Raw genomic sequence first — 17,183 nt, forward strand, 5'->3', positions numbered from 1 at the left:
AAAAATTTTCAATTCAGGAAATTTCATTCCTATTGTCCTTTGCCAAATCGGACTTCACAATCCTTTCTGTAAAAAGCCACGCCATAGCAGTCTATCTTTTCATATCCCTCTGCTTTTAATTCTTCCATATACCGCTTTTCATAAATCTGATTTATGGCTCTTTCTGCCGCCTCTTCTAAATATTCCATGCTTTTCGCCACCTTGATTTCTAATATAAAGGCTCTTCCACGCAAAGAAGGGGTTTTCATCACCAGGTCAGAACGCCCGTTTCCGGCTTCTCGATTGGACTTCACCAGATATTTGGGACTCTGACTTAAAATGCCTGCAAGAAATCCATGATAAAAGTTTTCTGCACTGTCATAAAAGCTAATTACAGACAACAACTGCTCACTTAAAATCTCCTGTACTCTGTCTTCTTTTCCTTCCTCCAATGCCTGATACAAATCCTGAAAATTCTTTTTTCCTATTTCTTCCCGAAACCAACTTAAGATTGTATTTTTATATATCATCTTTACTTCCTGGTTTGGAATGCGAACCTTCAAATAAATCACATGGTCCTGCATATATTCTTCTACTTTTGTCAAATATCCGATAAAATACAGGAAATTCCACAGATTTTCTTCGTTCTCATAGACATCAGAATATGTAATTTCTTCATGTACCGGAATGCTCAGGGTTTCTCCTGCAAGCAAAGCCTCTATCTGCGCCTTTGTTTCCCTGTCTGCCTGCATCACCAGATTCCGAACAATATCATTCGAGCTGGTATTCGCCCAATATGGTTTCGGAAAAGCATGCTCGTCAACAGCCAGGTCATAGAGAAATTTAATCACGCTCCAGGGATTATAAACCTCCGTATTGCCAAACAAATATCCGTCATACCACTGCTTCATGTCTGAAAATCTCTGCTGCACGCCATAATACTCCATGGCATTTCGGACTTCCTTTTCTGTAAAGCCAAAATGCTCACTATATTGCTTATCTAACACGGAAATAATATTCAGATGATTTAAACCTGTAAAAATGCTCTCCTTTGAAATGCGTAAACACCCTGTAATAACCGCAAACTCCAGATTTTCATTTGTTTTTAAAGCAGACTCCAAAATAGAACGGATAAGCCCTGCCATTGGCCCATAAAACCCGGCAAAATAGGCATTTTCCAAAGGCACATCATACTCATCAATAAGCAGAATCACTTTTTTGCCATAACAGGTTTTCAGGCATGCGGATAAAAACCGCAAAGCGTCCAGATAATCCGCTTCTTCTCCCTGTACATCTCTGATTCGCTCAAATCTTCTTTTTTCTGCCAATGTAAGTTCCGACCTTTGCAATATCCGGTCATGCCTCCTGAATTCCTCTGCAACTGCTTTTTTCATCTGCTCAAGGGAAAGCTCATAGCTGGTCTGTTTCATAGATTTCAAGGAAAGACTGATAACCGGATACTGTGCCATATGCCTTGCATACACTTCTCCGGCTTTGGAAATATTCAGATTTGCAAAAATCTCTTTTGTATCCTCAAATCCCATTTCAAAAAAACTCTGCAACATACTGAGATTCAAGGTTTTTCCAAATCTTCTGGGTCTGATAAACAAATTCACCTTGCCCTTCATATCCAAAAGTTCTTTGATAAATCCTGTTTTATCTATATAGTAATAACCATTTTTTATAATTTCTCTGAAATTATCGATTCCAATCGGCAACGGTCTTTTCATTTTCTCCGCCAGACAAAAACTGCCCGGACTTCTCACTTCCTTTCTGTTGTTATCATAACACAAAAAGCAGTTCGGCACTAGCAAAACCAAACTGCTTTTTTAACTTCTCAGTATAATTTTTTATTTCTCATTTTTCCTCATAAATACCATAGAGCAGCAAAGCGTAATCAGATTCAGAATCAATCCCGGCGCCAAAGTAATCTCCGTAACCCCCAAATAAAAAATCCACTGTAAATTTTCCAAAAACGGAAAGAGAAACGGCACGAACGCACACACTAATCCTACGAGAGAAAGTACCGTGCATTTCACATAAGAACGCTTCTGCGCCTTTTTTCCATATTTACATAAAAGACCGGCAGAGATACAGCCAAAAATAAACCCTATGGAAGAAATTAGGTATCCATTCCAACCTGGTTTTCCTGCTATAAAAACAGAGGTCGGACCATCTGCACCCCCGACGATACTGACAGCCTGCTGTTTGAAAAAACGAAACCACATACTTCCCAGTATTCCTGCCAGTACAATCCCTCCTAAGACGCAAACTATTATCACACTCCAGAAATTTTTACGTTTTGAAGGAGATTTCATTTCCTGATTAAACCGCTCTGCCACTTCTTTGGGAGTCCCCATTTCTGAAAGCACCTGGTCTACAGATTTTCCCTCCATGCTCTTCACCTATCTATTTTATATTCCTAGTCATTTAGTATTACTAAGCATTTATAGTATAACTATAGCAGAAAATCTCAAAATACACAAGCCTAAAAAACAGAGCAGAATCCTTCTCTCTTCCGGATTCTGCTCTATCTCTTTTTTATTTCACAATTCCAATCAGTTCCCTGATATCTTCCACCTTATTTTCCTTCATATACTGCTCCAGCCCTTCCACAATCTCTACCGTTGCGTAGGGATTGGTGAAGTTTGCAGTTCCTACAGACACGGCTGTAGCGCCTGCCATAATGAATTCCAGAGCGTCCTCTGCATTCTGGATACCACCCATACCGATAATGGGAATCTGCACTGCCTGAGCAACCTGATAAACCATACGCACAGCAATGGGTTTCACACAGGGGCCGGATACGCCGCCTGTTTTATTTGCCAGCGCAAAGCATCTTCTTTTTACATCAATTTTCATACCTGTCAGGGTATTAATCAGGGAAACCGCATCTGCGCCGCCTGCTTCCGCTGCCCTTGCAATCTCTGCAATATCGGTTACATTTGGGGTCAGCTTCATAATCACCGGCTGCTTTGCGATTTTCTTAATCTGTGCAGTCAGTTCTTCTACATGCTTCGGGTTCTGGCCGAATGCCAGGAAATTGGCATTTACGTTAGGACAGGAAATATTAATTTCCATCATGTCAATGGGTTCCTCCGCCAGACGTTCTACCACTGCCAGATATTCCTCAGGTGCATGTCCGCACACATTGACAATCACCTTTGTATCAAACTGCTGCAAATAAGGGATATCCCTTTCGCAAAACACCTCAACACCGGGATTCTGCAGACCAATAGCATTCATCATACCGCTGTGTATTTCCGCAATACGGGGAGTGGCGTTTCCTGCCCAAGGCACATTTGCAACGCCCTTTGTCACCACAGCGCCCAGTCTGTTCAAATCCACAAATTCACTGTATTCTGCTCCGGATCCAAAGGTTCCGGAGGCTGTCATAACCGGATTTTTCAACTCCACTCCGGCAATTTTCACCTTCATATTCATTACAGTTCCACCTCCGTACTTAAAAATACAGGGCCGTCCTTACATACCCGCTTATTATGCACATGAGAATGGCTGTCCTTTTCCTTAGACTTGCACACACAGGCCAGACATGCGCCAATGCCGCATGCCATTTTTTCTTCCATGGAAAGGTAGCAAAGAATATTCTTTTCTTCTGCATACTTTTTGATTGCTCTCAGCATGGGAGTCGGACCGCAGGCAAAAATCACGTCTGCCTCCAGGTTGTTTTCCCGGATTGCGTCCATAACATTTCCCTTTGTTCCCACACTGCCGTCCTCTGTGGCAACCACCAGCTTTCCGGCTTTTTCCAACTCTTCTTTCAGGAAAATTTCGCTGTTTCTGTAGCCTGCGATTACTGTAATCTCAGCTTCTGCTTCTTTTGCAGTCTGCACCATAGGCGGGATACCAATCCCACCGCCCATGAGAAATATTCTTTTTCCTTTTGCTTCTTCCATAGGGAAGCCATTTCCCAGAGGCCCCATAATATCTACAGTATCTCCTGCCTGCATATGGGAAAATTCATCGGTTCCTTTTCCTGCGATTCTGTATACAATACGAAGTGCGCCTTTTTCTTTATCAATTTCACAGACGCTGATGGGTCTTGGCAAAATTCTGGAATTGTCCTTACAATACACAGAAATAAACTGTCCCGGTCTTGTCTGCTCTGCAATTTCTGCTGCTTCAATCCACATGCTGTAAATCTCTGCGGCTATCTTTTCCTGGCTGATAATTCTGCCTGTCATCTTTACTTTTGCCATGGTTCTGTTTCTCCTTATTTCGCTGCTTCCAAAGCGCCGTTAATGTCAGCCACCATATCTTCCACTGCGGCTCTTGATGCTTCTGCAAAGTTTTCTTCTCCGAATCTCGCATATTTTTCCTGTTTGTAAGCAGCAATGATTCCTCTGGAGGAGTTTACAATCGCACCCAGTCCATCTTCATTAAAGAAGTGTACCAAATCCTTGCCCTGTCCGCCCTGTGCGCCGTATCCCGGCACTAGGATGTAGGCTTTCGGCATAATCTTACGCAGAGTCTTGCCCATTTCCGGATAAGTTGCACCTACCACAGCGCCCACATAGCTGTAGGAATCTCCCATAAAGTCAGACCCCCACTGCGCTACCTTTTCTCCTACCAGTTCATACAGAGGTCTTCCGTCTACCAACTGATCCTGGAAATCTCCACTGGAAGGATTAGAGGTTTTTACCAGAATAAACATACCCTTTTTCTCTTCTTTGCAGACATCAATAAACGGATTAATGCTGTCCGCACCCATATATGGATTTAAGGTTACAAAATCTTCATCAAAAGCCGCAATTTTATTTGCGCCTACCTGCACCTTGCCCACATGTCCTGTAGCATAAGCAGCAGAAGTGGAACCAATATCCCCTCTCTTAATATCTCCAATAACCACCAAGTCCTTTTCTTTGCAGTAGTCCAGAGTTTTCTTAAATGCCTGAAGCCCTGGAATTCCAAACTGTTCGTACATGGCAATCTGCGGTTTTACAGCCGGAATCAAATCATACGTCTTATCTACGATTTCCTTATTAAACTGCCAGATAGCTTCTGCTGCCCCTTCCAGGGTTTCTCCGAATTCATGAAACGCTTTTTCCTGAATATGCTTTGGAATATAGCTTAACATCGGGTCAAGCCCCACTACAATGGGTGCCTTTGTCTTCTGAATTTTTGCGGTCAGTTTATTAATCATGTTCTTTTCCTCCAATGGTTCTTTTCTCTTTTTCTTCTTAATCCTGCTGGTATACAACTTTTCCGTCGCAAATGGTAGCTTTTACCAGACCTTTTACCTTTCTGCCGTCAAAGGGAGTATTTTTTCCTTTTGAAAGAAAACTCATGCTGTCAATCACATACTCAGCTTCCGGGTCAATAATAGTAATGTCTGCCGGACTTCCCACTTCCAGGCGTCCTCTGTCGCTTCCGATAATCCGTGCCGGATTATAGCTCATCTTTTCTGCCATCTGCATAGGGGTAATCACGCCCTTGTCTACCAGTTCTGTAACGGTCAGCGCCACAGCTGTTTCCAGTCCCACAATGCCAAAAGGCGCCTCTGTCATGGTTTTCTGCTTCTCTTCTCTGGTATGGGGTGCATGGTCTGTACTGATAACATCAAAAATATCCTCTTTCAGACCTTTTAAAAGCGCATCCTTATCCTCTTTGGTACGAAGAGGCGGATTCATTTTGTAATTGGTATCCCCCGGAACCATATCGTCTGAAGTGAGGGTAAAATGATGAGGGCAGACTTCGCCTGTTACCGGAAGGTTTTCTTCCTTTGCAAGCTGTATCATACGCACACTGTCCTTGGTAGAGCAGTGACACAAATGCAGTCTTGCGCCGGTTTCCTTTGCCAGTACAATATCTCTTGCCACAATCACGTCTTCTACAGAATTGGTAATCCCCGGCAATCCCAGTTCTCTGGAATGTTCGTCCTCATTGACACAGCCGCCGTTTACCATGTTCTGGTCTTCACAGTGAGCAAACACAGGAATATCATGCTTTGCTGCAATTTCCATGGCTTCTCTGTAAAGCTTCATATTCATAACTGATTTTCCGTCCTCACTGATAGCCGGAATTCCTGCCTGAATCATGCCTTCAATATCTGCCAGTTCTTCACCTTTCTGCTGCTTTGTCACAGCGCCAATCTGCAATACATGTACAGGCGCCAGTTCTCTGGCCTTATTGTGTACATACTCTACTCTGTCTGCACAGTCAATCACCGGTTTTGTATTGGGCATGGCGAGAATTGTGGTAAATCCTCCTCTGGCTGCTGCTCTTGCGCCTGTCAGAACATCTTCCTTGTGTGTCAGCCCCGGATCTCTTAAATGCACATGCAGATCAATGAGTCCCGGCATCACATAACAGCCTTCTGCTGAGATTACTTTGTCCGGTGTTTCCTCCGGGGTAATGGTGCCTCCCTTTTCCTTAATCACACCGTCTTCCATATAAATATCTCCAACCTCATCAGTCTGGTCAGAAGGGTTTAAAATACGTCCTTTTTGAATGAGTATTTTCATAATGAAATATTTCCTTTCTTCTGCGCGGTCTTTTTGTAAAAATCCGCAGAACCCGCTTAATTATATAAATAGTAACATACACATTTTCTTTCGTCAATTACACTTTTCCCTTGACTTTTCCGGTAACAGCGCATATACTTATCATGTCAAAGGTATATTGGATATTAGTATTAAATGGTTTTAGAGAGTATATTATCATTTTTGTACATAATATTTTCTCTAAAACCATTTAACATTTTATCCAAGAATTTTATTTTTTATGGAGGTAACACTATGAACAAAGGAACTGTAAAATGGTTCAACGCTGAAAAAGGATACGGATTCATCACAGGCGAAGACGGACAGGACGTTTTCGTACATTTCTCAGCTATCAACGGAGAAGGATTTAAATCCTTAGAAGAAGGTCAGTCTGTAACTTATGATTTAACAGAAGGCGCTCGCGGAATGCAGGCTGCTAACGTAGAAAAATTATAATTATAAATGACAAAGCCGAAGCTGCCGTTTTCATGACGGCAGCTTCTTTTTTTATTTTCAGATGCAGTACTTTCTTCCAGCTCTTTCCTTACTGAAAATACTTCTGCCTTTTTTCTAATCTTTTCCAAAAATTCATCTCCCAGTTTGCATTTATGAACTGTCAGTTTTTTTATATTACTATTAGTTTCTGTAATGCTATTTTCATGAACACTATACTATTGTCGAAGCATGCGATAAAATAGGAGATTTGTTTATGGATTTTAAAGGAATGGGAGAACAGATAAAGAAAAAACGCCGGGAAAAGAACTGGCGGCAGGAAGACCTTGCCGAACAGACAGACCTGACGTCTACTTATATCAGCCTGATTGAACGGGGTAAGAAATGCCCCACACTGGAAACGTTTATCATTATTGCCAATGCTCTGGACGCATCTGCAGACGAACTGCTTGCCAGCACGCTGAACAACGGCTATGCACTTCGGGTTTCCACCTATATGGACAGGCTGAAAAATCTCAGTGAGGAAAAGCAGAAAACCGTGTGTGAGGTTATGGAGGTATTGCTGAAAGATGAGTAGGGGAGAACGAGGGATTTCCCTGTTTTCTACGGCAAAGGAGTTAAAAGATTGCCGGAAAAAAAGAGGGCGACAACATTTTTTCTGTCACCCTCTTGATTACCTACCAGCAAAGATAAGCATGGCTGTTAATGTCGGTACATGGGGGTGTTCATTTTGCTGTTTGACTGGCTCGGCTGGCTTTGCTATTTAATATTCTTTGTGTTTGAAAATGGAACAAGAAAGAATATAAGATACTCCAAATGTGAATAGGGAAAGAAACAGCATTACAATTAAACTGGCATAATATAACGTATTTGAAACTGCATCATCCCCTGAAATTATATTTACCATAATACTAAGTACCATAATGACAGCAACGGCACCTAAAGCACTCAAAACAGAAATTACTTCTGTCTTTCCTGCTCCCCAAACATAGTATAAAGGATAGGCAAACGCACCTATCAAAATTCCTAAAACACCTCCACCCACAATTAACGCAATTGCACCACGAAACCCATAGTAAAAATATTTGTTTCCATGAATGAAAACAGTTATGGAAAGGAATAACGCAACAAAAACTGTACACTCAGGCTTAGAAGCAAGTGACTAATATACTGGCTTTTCACAATTTCTTTGCGTCTGTTTTCTTATCTGAAACAAGAACATCTATCTGATAATCACGCTTACGATATGCAACATATAGTCCGCAATTTCCTCTAAGTCACTGGTAATATGCGAAGAAAGCAAAATGGAATGATTAGGTTCTCCAACAAAATCAAGACATCTTTTCCTCTTCCCCTTATTCCGCTGTTTCTTCCATTAAGCCATTCAGATAATCTGTAAGGGCTGTCACATCCATTTCTGTGGTTACAACCTCTTTCTCTGCATCAGGGTCTTCTCTTGTTGCCAGACCATACGCAGAATACCCAATCCAGCCAAGAGCTGCCAGACATACAACAGCGATTGCCAGTTTTTCAAAAAACAACGCCCGCTTTTCCTTTTTCCGGATTTTCACACGGTTTGCCTTCTCTTTTTTATATCTGTCTACTTTTTCCTGACTCATGACACAATCTCCTTTTACCCAAAATCTCATCAAATCTGTGTTTTAGTATAGCACATTTTTCTTCTGCTGCAAAGAATTTATTTCTCTCCTTGACCTTTTCCCTGCTTCCCGTGTATACTGATATATAGAAAAGAGCATTTGCGGATTATAGCTTTATAATTCGTCAATGCTTTTTCTTTTCAAAAAGGAGGTCACCATTCATGAAACTCACACACGAAAAATCCTGGTACATGAAAAAATGGAGCATAGACATTCTCATAGACATTATTGGCGGTATTTTTATTGCCGTGGGAACCTATAATTTCGCCGCTGCTGCGGAATTTCCCGTTGTAGGATTAAACGGAATTGCCCTGATTTTTTATCATTTATTCGGGCTTCCTATCGGGCGGGTTGCCCTAATCCTGAATATTCCTATTGCCCTGTTCTGCTTCCGTATTCTGGGACGGAATTTCTTTCTGCGCTCTGTCCGGACAATTTTTATTACTTCTTTTATCATGGACTATGCTGCCCCTCTGTTCCCTGTATATCAAGGGGATCGTATGCTGGCTGCCATCTGTACCGGCGTGTTCTCCGGTCTTGGCTTTGCACTGATTTATATGCGGGACTCTTCCACCGGAGGCGCTGACTTTATTATGCTGAGCTTAAAGGCGAAAAAGCCTCACCTGACTCTTGGGAAAATCGCCTTTGTTATGGATACGGTCATTGTCCTTTTGGGAACCGTGATTGTTTCCAAAGATATGGACAGCCTGATTTACGGTATGATTATCAGCTTCCTGCTTTCTGTGGTAGTGGACAAGGTTATGTATGGTATTGATGCAGGCAAAATGACCCTGATTGTCACGGATTACGCAAAAGAGGTGGCGGAAAGAATCGACCAGGTCAGCGGCAGAGGCAGCACCTTCTTAAAGGCAGAAGGCAGCTTTGCCAGAGATAAAAAGGACGTAGTCATGTGCGCCTGCAACAACAAGCAGATGTATGTAATCCGTACTGCCATTAAAGAAATCGACCCCAATGCTTTTATTATCATTATGGAATCCAATGAAGTGCTGGGAGAAGGCTTCAAAACACACTAGTATGCTGTATCACAGCAGGTCCTTGATTTCAAACAAAAAGGACAGCCCACGAATCCGCATTCTGCAAATTTGGGGTGTGGCTGCCCTTTTCTGTCTTCAAAAACTACTCTGTCAAGCTCTCCTTCCCTATGTATTCTATCCCAACTCTTCCGGATATTCAATTTTCACCAAAGTCAGCCCTCTTGCCGGTGCAGTAGGCCCTGCAGCTTTCCGATCTTTTGCTTCCAGGATTTCCTTTATCTTCTCCGGGGGATATGCACGACTTCCCACTTCCATTAAGGTTCCTGCAAGAATCCTCACCATATTATAAAGAAAACCGTTTCCTCTGACTCGTATGGTGATTTTATCTCCTGACTTTTCAATATTCAGTTCATGAATACACCGCACCGTGGTCTTCACCTGCGCTCCGGCGCCACAAAAGCTTTTAAAATCATGCTCCCCTAAAAGGTAGGTTCCGGCTTCTCTCATCTTTTCCACGTCTAAAGGCACATAGGTAAAATGAGAATAAAACCGCTCCGTAGGAATGGGAAAACGACGGTTTAAAATCTGATATTCATAAATTTTCTCACTTTTTACATACCTGGGGTGAAAATCCTGTGGCACTTCCTTTGACTCCTGGATTCGGATATCCTCTGGCAGCCTCTGGTTTAAGGCAAATGAAAACTTTTCTCCCGGCATACGCACACGGGTGTCAAAAACTGCCACATTCCCCAGGGCATGGACGCCTGCGTCTGTCCTGCTGGCGCCTATGGTTTCGATTTCCTCTCCTGTAAGCTCTGATAAATGGCGGTTTAAGACTTCCTGTACCGTAATGCCGTTTGGCTGTACCTGCCAGCCGCAATAATTGGTTCCGTCATATGCAACGGTCAGTTTTACTCGTTTCATCAGTCTTCCGGTTCTCCTTTTACAGCAATACTCTCAGCAGAATATCTGCTCCCAGATACAGCGCACAGATTACATAAGCCGTATAATCCCTTTTGTGATAAACCAAGGGGTTCATCTGGGTTCGATTGTCGCCTCCGTGGTAGCATCTGGCCTCCATTGCCATTGCCAGATCATCGGCTCTTCGGAAGGCGGAGATAAACAGGGGAACCAAAAGAGGAACCATACTCTTTGCCCTCTGAATGATATTGCCGCTTTCAAAATCTGCACCTCTGGCAATCTGCGCTTTCATAATCTTATCTGTTTCCTCCATGAGAATGGGAATGAAGCGAAGGGCAATGGACATCATCATGGAAATTTCATGCACCGGTACCTTTACTTTCTTCAAAGGCGCCAGGAGTTTCTCCATGCCGTCTGTCAGCTGGTTTGGCGTAGTGGTAAGGGTCATAACCGAAGAACCTATCACCAGATAAATCAGGCGGATACCGATTTTTACTGCCTGTATAATACCCTCTTTTGTAATCTTCAAAAATCCCAGGCTCCAAAGCACTTCCCCCGGAATCAGAAAGAGATTAAACAACACCGTAATCAGGAGAATCACAAACAGGGGCTTCAGCCCTTTTAACATAAACCTGACCGGAACTTTGGAAAATCCGATACAGGCTGCCAGAAAAAGGGTTGCCAGAGCATATCCCCAGAAGGAATCCGCTACAAAGAGGGAAATGAGAAACAAAAAGGTTCCCACGAATTTTACTCTTGGATCCAGACGGTGCAAAATAGAATCAGCAGGATAAAACTGCCCTATGGTAATATCTCTAATCATGTTTCCTTCTCCCCAGTGCCTGTAAAATACTTTTCTTTGCTTCCTCCACCGTAATGGCTGACACATCAGCAGGAAGCCCTGCTTTACAAAGCGCCTGCATAATATATGTGATTTGCGGCGCTGCCAGCCCCATTTCTTCTAACTCCCGGCAGTGGGAAAACACCTCCTGCGGCTTTCCGTCAAAGGCCTTTTCTCCCTTGTTCATAACCAGAAGCCGGTCTACATATCTGGCAATATCCTCCATACTGTGGGACACCAGAATGACCGTAATCTTCCTTTCTGCATGCAGATAAGCAATCTGATCCAGAATTTCGTCCCGTCCTTTTTGGATCCAGCCCTGCTGTAGGCTCATCAAGAATCAGCACCTCCGGTTCCATAGCAAGCACTCCGGCAATGGCGACACGCCTCTTCTGTCCTCCGGATAATTCAAAAGGAGAGCTGTTATAATACTTTTCCTTTAATCCTGTCTGACGAAGCGCCCGCACTGCCCTGTCCTCTGCCTCTTCTTTTGAGCAGCCCTGATTTTTGGGGCCAAAGCACACATCGGAGAGTACATCTGCTTCAAAAAGCTGATGCTCCGGATACTGAAACACCAGTCCTACCTGGCTTCGCAACCGTTTCAGGGAATATCCCTCCTGCCAGATATCCTCGTCTTTATAATATACGGTTCCTGCGGTCGGACGCATCAGACCGTTAAAATGCTGAATCAACGTGGATTTTCCGCTTCCCGTATGTCCGATAACACCCAGAAACTGCCCTGCAGGTATTTCCAGAGAAACGTCCTTTAAAGCATGGGTTTCATACACAGAACCCGGACTATAGGTGTAAGTAACGTGTTCTAATCGCAATGACATAATGCATTCACCAATTCCTTTATTGTAAGTATTCCCTCAGGAAGAGGCAACCCTTCCTGCTTCAGCTCATGTGCCAGAAGCGTTACCTGAGGCACGTCTAAACGGTATTTTTTCAGTTCCTCTACTCTTGAAAAAATCTCCCTTGGCGTCCCCTGCATCACCACATGTCCGTGATCCATGACAAACACCAGGTCTGAATCAATGACCTCCTCCATATAGTGTGTAATCAGCACCACCGTAATACCTTCTTTTTCATTCAGCTCGTGGACAGCCTTGAGAACTTCCCTTCTGCCGTTAGGGTCCAGCATTGCCGTGGGCTCATCAAGCACAATACATTTGGGGTGCATTTGCCATGACTCCGGCAATGGCGACACGCTGCTTCTGCCCTCCGGAAAGCTTATTGGGAGAACGGTGGCGAAAAGCCGTCATACCTACAGCCTCCAGGCTTTTATTCACCCTTTTCCAGATATCCTCTGTAGGTACACCCATATTTTCCGGACCAAAACCCACGTCCTCCTCTACCACAGTCCCGATAATCTGATTATCCGGATTCTGAAAAACCATACCTGCTCTCTGGCGGATTTCCCATAAATGCTCCAGCGCCCGGGTATCCATACCGTCCACCCACAAAGTTCCCTCTGTGGGCAACAAAAGGGCATTGATATGCTTCGCAAGGGTGGATTTTCCGGAACCATTGTGTCCCAAAATAGAAATAAACTGCCCCTCACAGATATCCAGATTCACCTGGTCCACTGCTCTGTGGGTTTCTGAAGGCTGTCCGTTTTCATCATATTTTATATAATCGTATTTTAAATTTCTGGCTTTAATGATTCCCATGGCAGGTACACCTCCATACTTCCATGTCCTCGCTATCTCCGTTTAAGTGGTAATCCATCTTCTGAAAGCCCAGCTTTTCTGCCAACTTCAGAGAAGGCGTATTGGCGCTTTTAATTCTGCAGTACAGATAAACAGCGCCTCTTTTTTCAGCTTCTTCTATAATCGCCTTACATGCCTCATAAGCAAAGCCCCTTCTACGGAATTTTTCATCAATTACATACCCCAGCTCCACCACGGTATTTTTTTCATTCCAGAGTTTGGGCTCCACACCTGCCCGGCCTATAATCTCCCCGGAATCCTTTTTCAAAATACACCAGTATCCCATGTCGCAAAGCTCATACATATAACGCCTGTACATTTTAAAATCTTCCAGTTCTTCCTTTAAGGGCTTTGCCACACCCTCGCAGGCATCTGCAGAGGTTTCCTGGGCGCAGATTTCCATTAATCTGGGAATATCTTCTTTCTCCATTTCCCGAATGAGAAGACGCCTGGTTTCGCACACCACTGCCGGCAAATGATGATAATGGCAGTAAGTCTTTTCCACAAAGGCTGCGTCCACTTCCTCAAATCCCTCTACCACAGTAAAAGCAGTACTCAAATCCTGCTTTCCGGAATCCGGATTAAAATATGCCATACAGACCATACCTGCTGCCTTTGCAGCCCTGCACCCGTTTTCAGAATCCTCAATCACCAGACATTCCTCAGCAGACAGCCCCAGGCTTTCTGCTGCTTTCAGAAAAACGTCCGGCGCAGGCTTTGGATTTTGCACCTGTTCTCCGCTGACCAGCTTTTGAAAATACCGGTCAATGTTCCAGTGTTCTGTTACCTTTTCGATGTAGGATAACGGAGAGGAGGAGGCAACTGCCATGGCATATCCTGCCTGCTGCAGCCTGTCCAGCAATTCCTTTACCCAGGGAATCAGCGGCGGATATCCGTTTTCTTCCATCAGCCTTGCCTTCACGCTCTTCATTTCCGCTATCAAAGCGATATCCTGCAAATCCACTCCATAGTGTTCATGCAAAAGCTTCATAAGAAAATCTATGGTTGAACCGATACAAGGCTTATAAACCTCATAATCTATGTGGATTCCCCTTGCCTTTAAGGTTTCCCTCCACACCTGGAAATGGAAGGGTTCGCTGTTAATCAGCACCCCGTCCATATCAAAAATTATTCCTTTGAGCATGGCTTTTCCTTTTCTCCCTCTGACCGGTCCTCCTTGGGACCAAATAAAAGCTCCTCTGCCAATGCCCAGATTTCCTCTCTCCCCTGCTTTGTCTGGGCAGAGAAAGGAATCACCTTTGTGCCGGGAAGCAATTTCAAACCTTCCTTAACAGCCTTTACATGCTTTGGTATCTGGCTTCGTTTCAGCTTGTCTGCCTTGGTTGCAATGATAATGGGCTTGTAACCATTGTGTACAATCCAGTCATACATAATTTTGTCATTTGCAGAAGGGTCGTGGCGGATATCAATGAGCAGAAACACAGCCTTTAGCTGCTTGGACTCATGGAGATACCGCTCAATCAGCTTTCCCCACTGTTCCTTTACAGACTGGGATACCTTTGCATACCCGTATCCCGGTAAATCCACAAGAAACATTTCATGATTAATATTATAAAAATTAATGGTCTGGGTTTTTCCCGGAGAAGAGCTGGTTCTTGCCAGGGCTTTCCGGTTCATCAGTGCATTGATCAGTGATGATTTTCCCACATTGGATTTTCCCGCAAATGCGATTTCCGGAACCTCATTTTGGGGAAGTTTACTGGTAATGCCACAGACAATATCCAGCGCTACATGTTTAATAACCATGTGTTTTCCTCCAAATTTTCTATTTATGCCAGAGCATGTTTCAGAACTTCTTTCATGGTCTTTACAGGCACAATTTTCATGCCTCCTGTAATTTCCTCGTCCAGTTCTTCCACATCTGCCTGGTTTTCAAAGGGAATCAATACCTTTTTCATACCTGCGTTTTTGGCTGCCAGGAGCTTTTCTTTCAATCCTCCGATAGGAAGCACCCTGCCTCTCAGGGTAATCTCTCCTGTCATTGCCACATTTGCTTTTACCGGGGTATTGGTAATCGCAGACAGCATGGCAGTCGCCATGGTAATACCGGCAGACGGTCCGTCCTTTGGCACTGCCCCTTCCGGTATATGAATATGTAAATCATGCTTCTGGAAAAACTCCGGCTTAATGCCGTATTCTCCTGCCACGGAGCGAATATAACTGATACCTGTCTGGGCAGATTCCTTCATCACATCACCCAGTTGTCCGGTAAGCAAAAATTCCCCTTTTCCGGGCATGAGATTTACCTCTATCTGCAAGGTATCGCCGCCCACACTGGTCCATGCCAGCCCCCGGACAATGCCTACCTCATCGGTCTTATTTTTCATCTGATAGGTGTATCTGGCTCTTCCCAGAAAACTCTCCAGATTTTCCTTGTCCACACAAACAGTTTCTTCCTTATCCTCCAGAATTCTTCTGGCCGTCTTTCTGCAGATTTCTCCCAGCTTTCTCTCCAGACCACGCACACCGGCTTCCTTTGTATAGCCAGCAATGATTTCTTTTAATGCTTCATCAGAAATCGTAAGCTGGCCTTCCTTTATGCCATGAGCCTTCATCTGCTTTGGAATCAGGTGTTCTTTTGCAATATGCTCTTTTTCATTCTGGGTATAGCTGCTGATCTCAATAATTTCCATACGGTCCAAAAGAGGACGTGGAATGGTCTGCAAATCGTTTGCTGTGGCAATAAACAAAACTTCCGACAAATCCAGTGGAATCTCCACATAATGATCCCTGAATTTTTTGTTCTGCTCGCTGTCCAGAACTTCCAAAAGAGCGGAAGAAGTATCGCCCTTATAATCACTGCTCACCTTGTCGATTTCGTCCAGCAGCATCAGGGGATTTTTGACTCCTGCCTGTATGAGGCCATTGGCAATCCTGCCCGGCATGGCGCCGATATAGGTTCTTCTGTGACCGCGGATTTCTGCCTCGTCCCGGACGCCGCCAAGGGACATACGGACATATTCCTTATCCAACGCCCTTGCCACAGAACGGGCAATGGAAGTCTTTCCGGTTCCCGGCGGTCCTGCCAGACAGAGAATGGGGCTTTCTCCCTTCTTTGTCAGCGTCCGCACTGCCAGAAATTCCATAATACGCTCTTTGACCTTTTCCAGTCCATAATGGTCCTCTTCCAGAATCTTTTGCGCCTTTTTCAGGTTTCGGTTATCTCTGGATACCTTGTCCCAGGGCAGGGAAAGAAGAGTTTCAATATAACTTCTGATGACCCCTGCCTCTGCCTGCATGCCTGCCGCATTTTTAAACCGTTCGATTTCCCGGTTGATTTTTTCTTTGACTTCTTTGGACGCCTTTAATTTTGCCACCTGCTCTTTAAACTGGTCTGCTTCTGATAAGGTGTCCTGATCTCCCAGTTCCTCCCGGATAACCTTTAACTGCTCTCTTAAAATATAATCTCTCTGGTTTTTGTCCACCCGTTCCTTGACCTTGGAATTTAAATCCATGCGAATCTGCATGATTTCGATTTCATTGCAGAGAATACTACCCAGCACCTCATAACGCTCTTCCAGGCTTACAGCCTCCAGGATTCTCTGTTTATCCTCATATTTCATAGGAAGATTTATGGCAATCTGATCAATAACCTTCTGCACCTCTTCGAGTTCCAGAATCTGTCCTGCCAAATCCTTGCTAAGCTTTGGATTTTCATTACAATAGCGGACAAAAAGCTCTTTGATACCCCGCAGCATGGCTTCCTTTACATTGCCCTCTGGCTCTTCTTCCTCTTCCTCAAAAAGAGCAACTTCAGCTTCCAGATACAGAGAATTCTCATCAAATCTTAAAAGTTCTCCTCTTTTCTCTCCTTCCACCAGCACCTGAATCAGATTCTTTTTGGTTTTTACAAGCTGCTTGATTTCTGCTATGGTACCAATTCTATATAAATCTTCCTGTGCCGGCTCTTCTGTTTCCGGGTCCTTCTGGGTAATAAGAAAAACCTTCTGGTCCTGCACCATTGCCTTTTCAATGGCTTTTATGGATTTTTCCCGGCTTACATCAAAATGCACAATCATATCGGGAAGAATAGTAGTACCTCTAAGGGCGATTGCCGGTAAATGCTGTATGATGTCGCTCATGCTCGCACCTCCTTACTT

Annotated in this window: 15 protein-coding genes and 3 pseudogenes; 3 read left to right on the forward strand and 15 right to left on the reverse strand. The window is 43.9% G+C overall.

Features of this window, described 5'->3' with window-relative positions; genetic code table 11:
* Positions 1-29: 29 nt before the first annotated feature.
* The 6 genes from DQQ01_RS11560 to DQQ01_RS11585 all read right to left on the reverse strand — a co-directional run bounded on the left by DQQ01_RS11560 (position 30) and on the right by DQQ01_RS11585 (position 6,464).
* A complete protein-coding gene (locus DQQ01_RS11560; protein ID WP_111920921.1) occupies positions 30-1,709 on the reverse strand; it encodes an AAA family ATPase in 1,680 nt (559 codons plus the stop codon).
* A gap of 120 nt (positions 1,710-1,829) precedes the next feature.
* Positions 1,830-2,375 carry a DUF1700 domain-containing protein gene (locus DQQ01_RS11565; RefSeq protein WP_111920167.1) on the reverse strand — a complete coding sequence of 182 codons (546 nt, stop codon included), beginning with the start codon at positions 2,373-2,375 and terminating at the stop codon, positions 1,830-1,832.
* Between the two features lie 145 nt (positions 2,376-2,520).
* Positions 2,521-3,423, reverse strand: a complete 903-nt coding sequence (locus tag DQQ01_RS11570; protein WP_111920168.1) for a dihydroorotate dehydrogenase — start codon at positions 3,421-3,423, stop codon at positions 2,521-2,523.
* Positions 3,423-4,199 (reverse strand): dihydroorotate dehydrogenase electron transfer subunit, encoded by a 777-nt coding sequence (locus DQQ01_RS11575; RefSeq protein WP_111920169.1) that lies wholly within the window; start codon positions 4,197-4,199, stop codon positions 3,423-3,425. Before DQQ01_RS11575 ends, DQQ01_RS11570 begins: the two co-directional genes overlap by 1 nt.
* Positions 4,200-4,213: 14 nt before the next feature.
* The gene (gene pyrF / locus DQQ01_RS11580; protein WP_111920922.1) at positions 4,214-5,143 is read right to left on the reverse strand and encodes an orotidine-5'-phosphate decarboxylase; all 930 of its coding nucleotides are present in this window, start codon (positions 5,141-5,143) and stop codon (positions 4,214-4,216) included.
* A 37-nt stretch (positions 5,144-5,180) separates the two neighbouring features.
* Complete coding sequence (locus tag DQQ01_RS11585; RefSeq protein ID WP_111920170.1) at positions 5,181-6,464, reverse strand: dihydroorotase; 1,284 nt, start codon at positions 6,462-6,464, stop codon at positions 5,181-5,183.
* A 273-nt stretch (positions 6,465-6,737) separates the two neighbouring features.
* Between DQQ01_RS11585 and DQQ01_RS11590 the strand changes: the two genes are divergently transcribed.
* Both DQQ01_RS11590 and DQQ01_RS11595 read left to right on the forward strand, forming a co-directional pair.
* A complete protein-coding gene (locus DQQ01_RS11590) occupies positions 6,738-6,938 on the forward strand; it encodes a cold-shock protein (protein ID WP_111920171.1) in 201 nt (66 codons plus the stop codon).
* Positions 6,939-7,191: 253 nt separating this feature from the next.
* A complete protein-coding gene (locus DQQ01_RS11595; protein WP_111920172.1) occupies positions 7,192-7,512 on the forward strand; it encodes a helix-turn-helix domain-containing protein in 321 nt (106 codons plus the stop codon).
* 186 nt (positions 7,513-7,698) lie between these two features.
* On the opposite strand, the pseudogene DQQ01_RS11605 reads toward DQQ01_RS11595, so the two are convergent.
* Both DQQ01_RS11605 and DQQ01_RS11615 read right to left on the reverse strand, forming a co-directional pair.
* Positions 7,699-8,061, reverse strand: a pseudogene (locus tag DQQ01_RS11605) (ABC-2 transporter permease); the annotation flags it as partial.
* Between the two features lie 229 nt (positions 8,062-8,290).
* Positions 8,291-8,554 (reverse strand): hypothetical protein, encoded by a 264-nt coding sequence (locus DQQ01_RS11615; protein ID WP_111920175.1) that lies wholly within the window; start codon positions 8,552-8,554, stop codon positions 8,291-8,293.
* A gap of 200 nt (positions 8,555-8,754) precedes the next feature.
* Between DQQ01_RS11615 and DQQ01_RS11620 the strand changes: the two genes are divergently transcribed.
* Positions 8,755-9,627: a YitT family protein gene (locus DQQ01_RS11620; RefSeq protein ID WP_111920176.1), complete on the forward strand. Its 873-nt coding sequence runs from the start codon at positions 8,755-8,757 to the stop codon at positions 9,625-9,627.
* A gap of 135 nt (positions 9,628-9,762) precedes the next feature.
* Here DQQ01_RS11620 and truA read toward each other — a convergent pair whose 3' ends face one another.
* From truA to lon, 7 genes and pseudogenes are all read right to left on the reverse strand, one after another.
* Positions 9,763-10,512, reverse strand: a complete 750-nt coding sequence (gene truA, locus DQQ01_RS11625) for a tRNA pseudouridine(38-40) synthase TruA (RefSeq protein ID WP_111920177.1) — start codon at positions 10,510-10,512, stop codon at positions 9,763-9,765.
* 19 nt (positions 10,513-10,531) lie between these two features.
* Positions 10,532-11,332 carry an energy-coupling factor transporter transmembrane component T family protein gene (locus DQQ01_RS11630; protein ID WP_111920178.1) on the reverse strand — a complete coding sequence of 267 codons (801 nt, stop codon included), beginning with the start codon at positions 11,330-11,332 and terminating at the stop codon, positions 10,532-10,534.
* Positions 11,325-12,186: pseudogene (locus DQQ01_RS11635) on the reverse strand (energy-coupling factor transporter ATPase). The gene DQQ01_RS11630 and the pseudogene DQQ01_RS11635 overlap by 8 nt, the downstream one beginning before the upstream one ends.
* Positions 12,171-13,023 (reverse strand): annotated as a pseudogene (locus DQQ01_RS18215) (energy-coupling factor transporter ATPase). Before DQQ01_RS18215 ends, DQQ01_RS11635 begins: the two co-directional pseudogenes overlap by 16 nt.
* Complete coding sequence (locus DQQ01_RS11645) at positions 13,010-14,206, reverse strand: GNAT family N-acetyltransferase (RefSeq protein ID WP_111920179.1); 1,197 nt, start codon at positions 14,204-14,206, stop codon at positions 13,010-13,012. The pseudogene DQQ01_RS18215 and the gene DQQ01_RS11645 overlap by 14 nt, the downstream one beginning before the upstream one ends.
* Positions 14,191-14,829, reverse strand: a complete 639-nt coding sequence (gene yihA, locus DQQ01_RS11650) for a ribosome biogenesis GTP-binding protein YihA/YsxC (RefSeq protein ID WP_111920180.1) — start codon at positions 14,827-14,829, stop codon at positions 14,191-14,193. Before yihA ends, DQQ01_RS11645 begins: the two co-directional genes overlap by 16 nt.
* Before the next feature lie 23 nt (positions 14,830-14,852).
* Positions 14,853-17,165 (reverse strand): endopeptidase La, encoded by a 2,313-nt coding sequence (lon, locus tag DQQ01_RS11655; protein WP_111920181.1) that lies wholly within the window; start codon positions 17,163-17,165, stop codon positions 14,853-14,855.
* Positions 17,166-17,183 lie beyond the last annotated feature (18 nt).

Source organism: Blautia argi (assembly GCF_003287895.1).
In the GTDB taxonomy this organism is placed as follows: domain Bacteria; phylum Bacillota; class Clostridia; order Lachnospirales; family Lachnospiraceae; genus Blautia; species Blautia argi.

Bases quoted from the DNA above. Each gene is read 5' to 3' on its own strand.
- DQQ01_RS11595 (WP_111920172.1), top strand. From the start codon at position 7,192: ATGGATTTTAAAGGAATGGGAGAACAGATAAAGAAAAAACGCCGGGAA.
- DQQ01_RS11630 (WP_111920178.1), bottom strand. From the start codon at position 11,332: ATGATTAGAGATATTACCATAGGGCAGTTTTATCCTGCTGATTCTATT.
- DQQ01_RS11645 (WP_111920179.1), bottom strand. From the start codon at position 14,206: ATGCTCAAAGGAATAATTTTTGATATGGACGGGGTGCTGATTAACAGC.
- truA (WP_111920177.1), bottom strand. From the start codon at position 10,512: ATGAAACGAGTAAAACTGACCGTTGCATATGACGGAACCAATTATTGC.
- DQQ01_RS11570 (WP_111920168.1), bottom strand. From the start codon at position 3,423: ATGAATATGAAGGTGAAAATTGCCGGAGTGGAGTTGAAAAATCCGGTT.
- DQQ01_RS11560 (WP_111920921.1), bottom strand. From the start codon at position 1,709: ATGAAAAGACCGTTGCCGATTGGAATCGATAATTTCAGAGAAATTATA.
- pyrF (WP_111920922.1), bottom strand. From the start codon at position 5,143: ATGATTAATAAACTGACCGCAAAAATTCAGAAGACAAAGGCACCCATT.
- DQQ01_RS11615 (WP_111920175.1), bottom strand. From the start codon at position 8,554: ATGAGTCAGGAAAAAGTAGACAGATATAAAAAAGAGAAGGCAAACCGT.
- DQQ01_RS11585 (WP_111920170.1), bottom strand. From the start codon at position 6,464: ATGAAAATACTCATTCAAAAAGGACGTATTTTAAACCCTTCTGACCAG.
- yihA (WP_111920180.1), bottom strand. From the start codon at position 14,829: ATGGTTATTAAACATGTAGCGCTGGATATTGTCTGTGGCATTACCAGT.
- DQQ01_RS11620 (WP_111920176.1), top strand. From the start codon at position 8,755: ATGAAACTCACACACGAAAAATCCTGGTACATGAAAAAATGGAGCATA.
- DQQ01_RS11590 (WP_111920171.1), top strand. From the start codon at position 6,738: ATGAACAAAGGAACTGTAAAATGGTTCAACGCTGAAAAAGGATACGGA.
- DQQ01_RS11575 (WP_111920169.1), bottom strand. From the start codon at position 4,199: ATGGCAAAAGTAAAGATGACAGGCAGAATTATCAGCCAGGAAAAGATA.
- DQQ01_RS11565 (WP_111920167.1), bottom strand. From the start codon at position 2,375: ATGGAGGGAAAATCTGTAGACCAGGTGCTTTCAGAAATGGGGACTCCC.
- lon (WP_111920181.1), bottom strand. From the start codon at position 17,165: ATGAGCGACATCATACAGCATTTACCGGCAATCGCCCTTAGAGGTACT.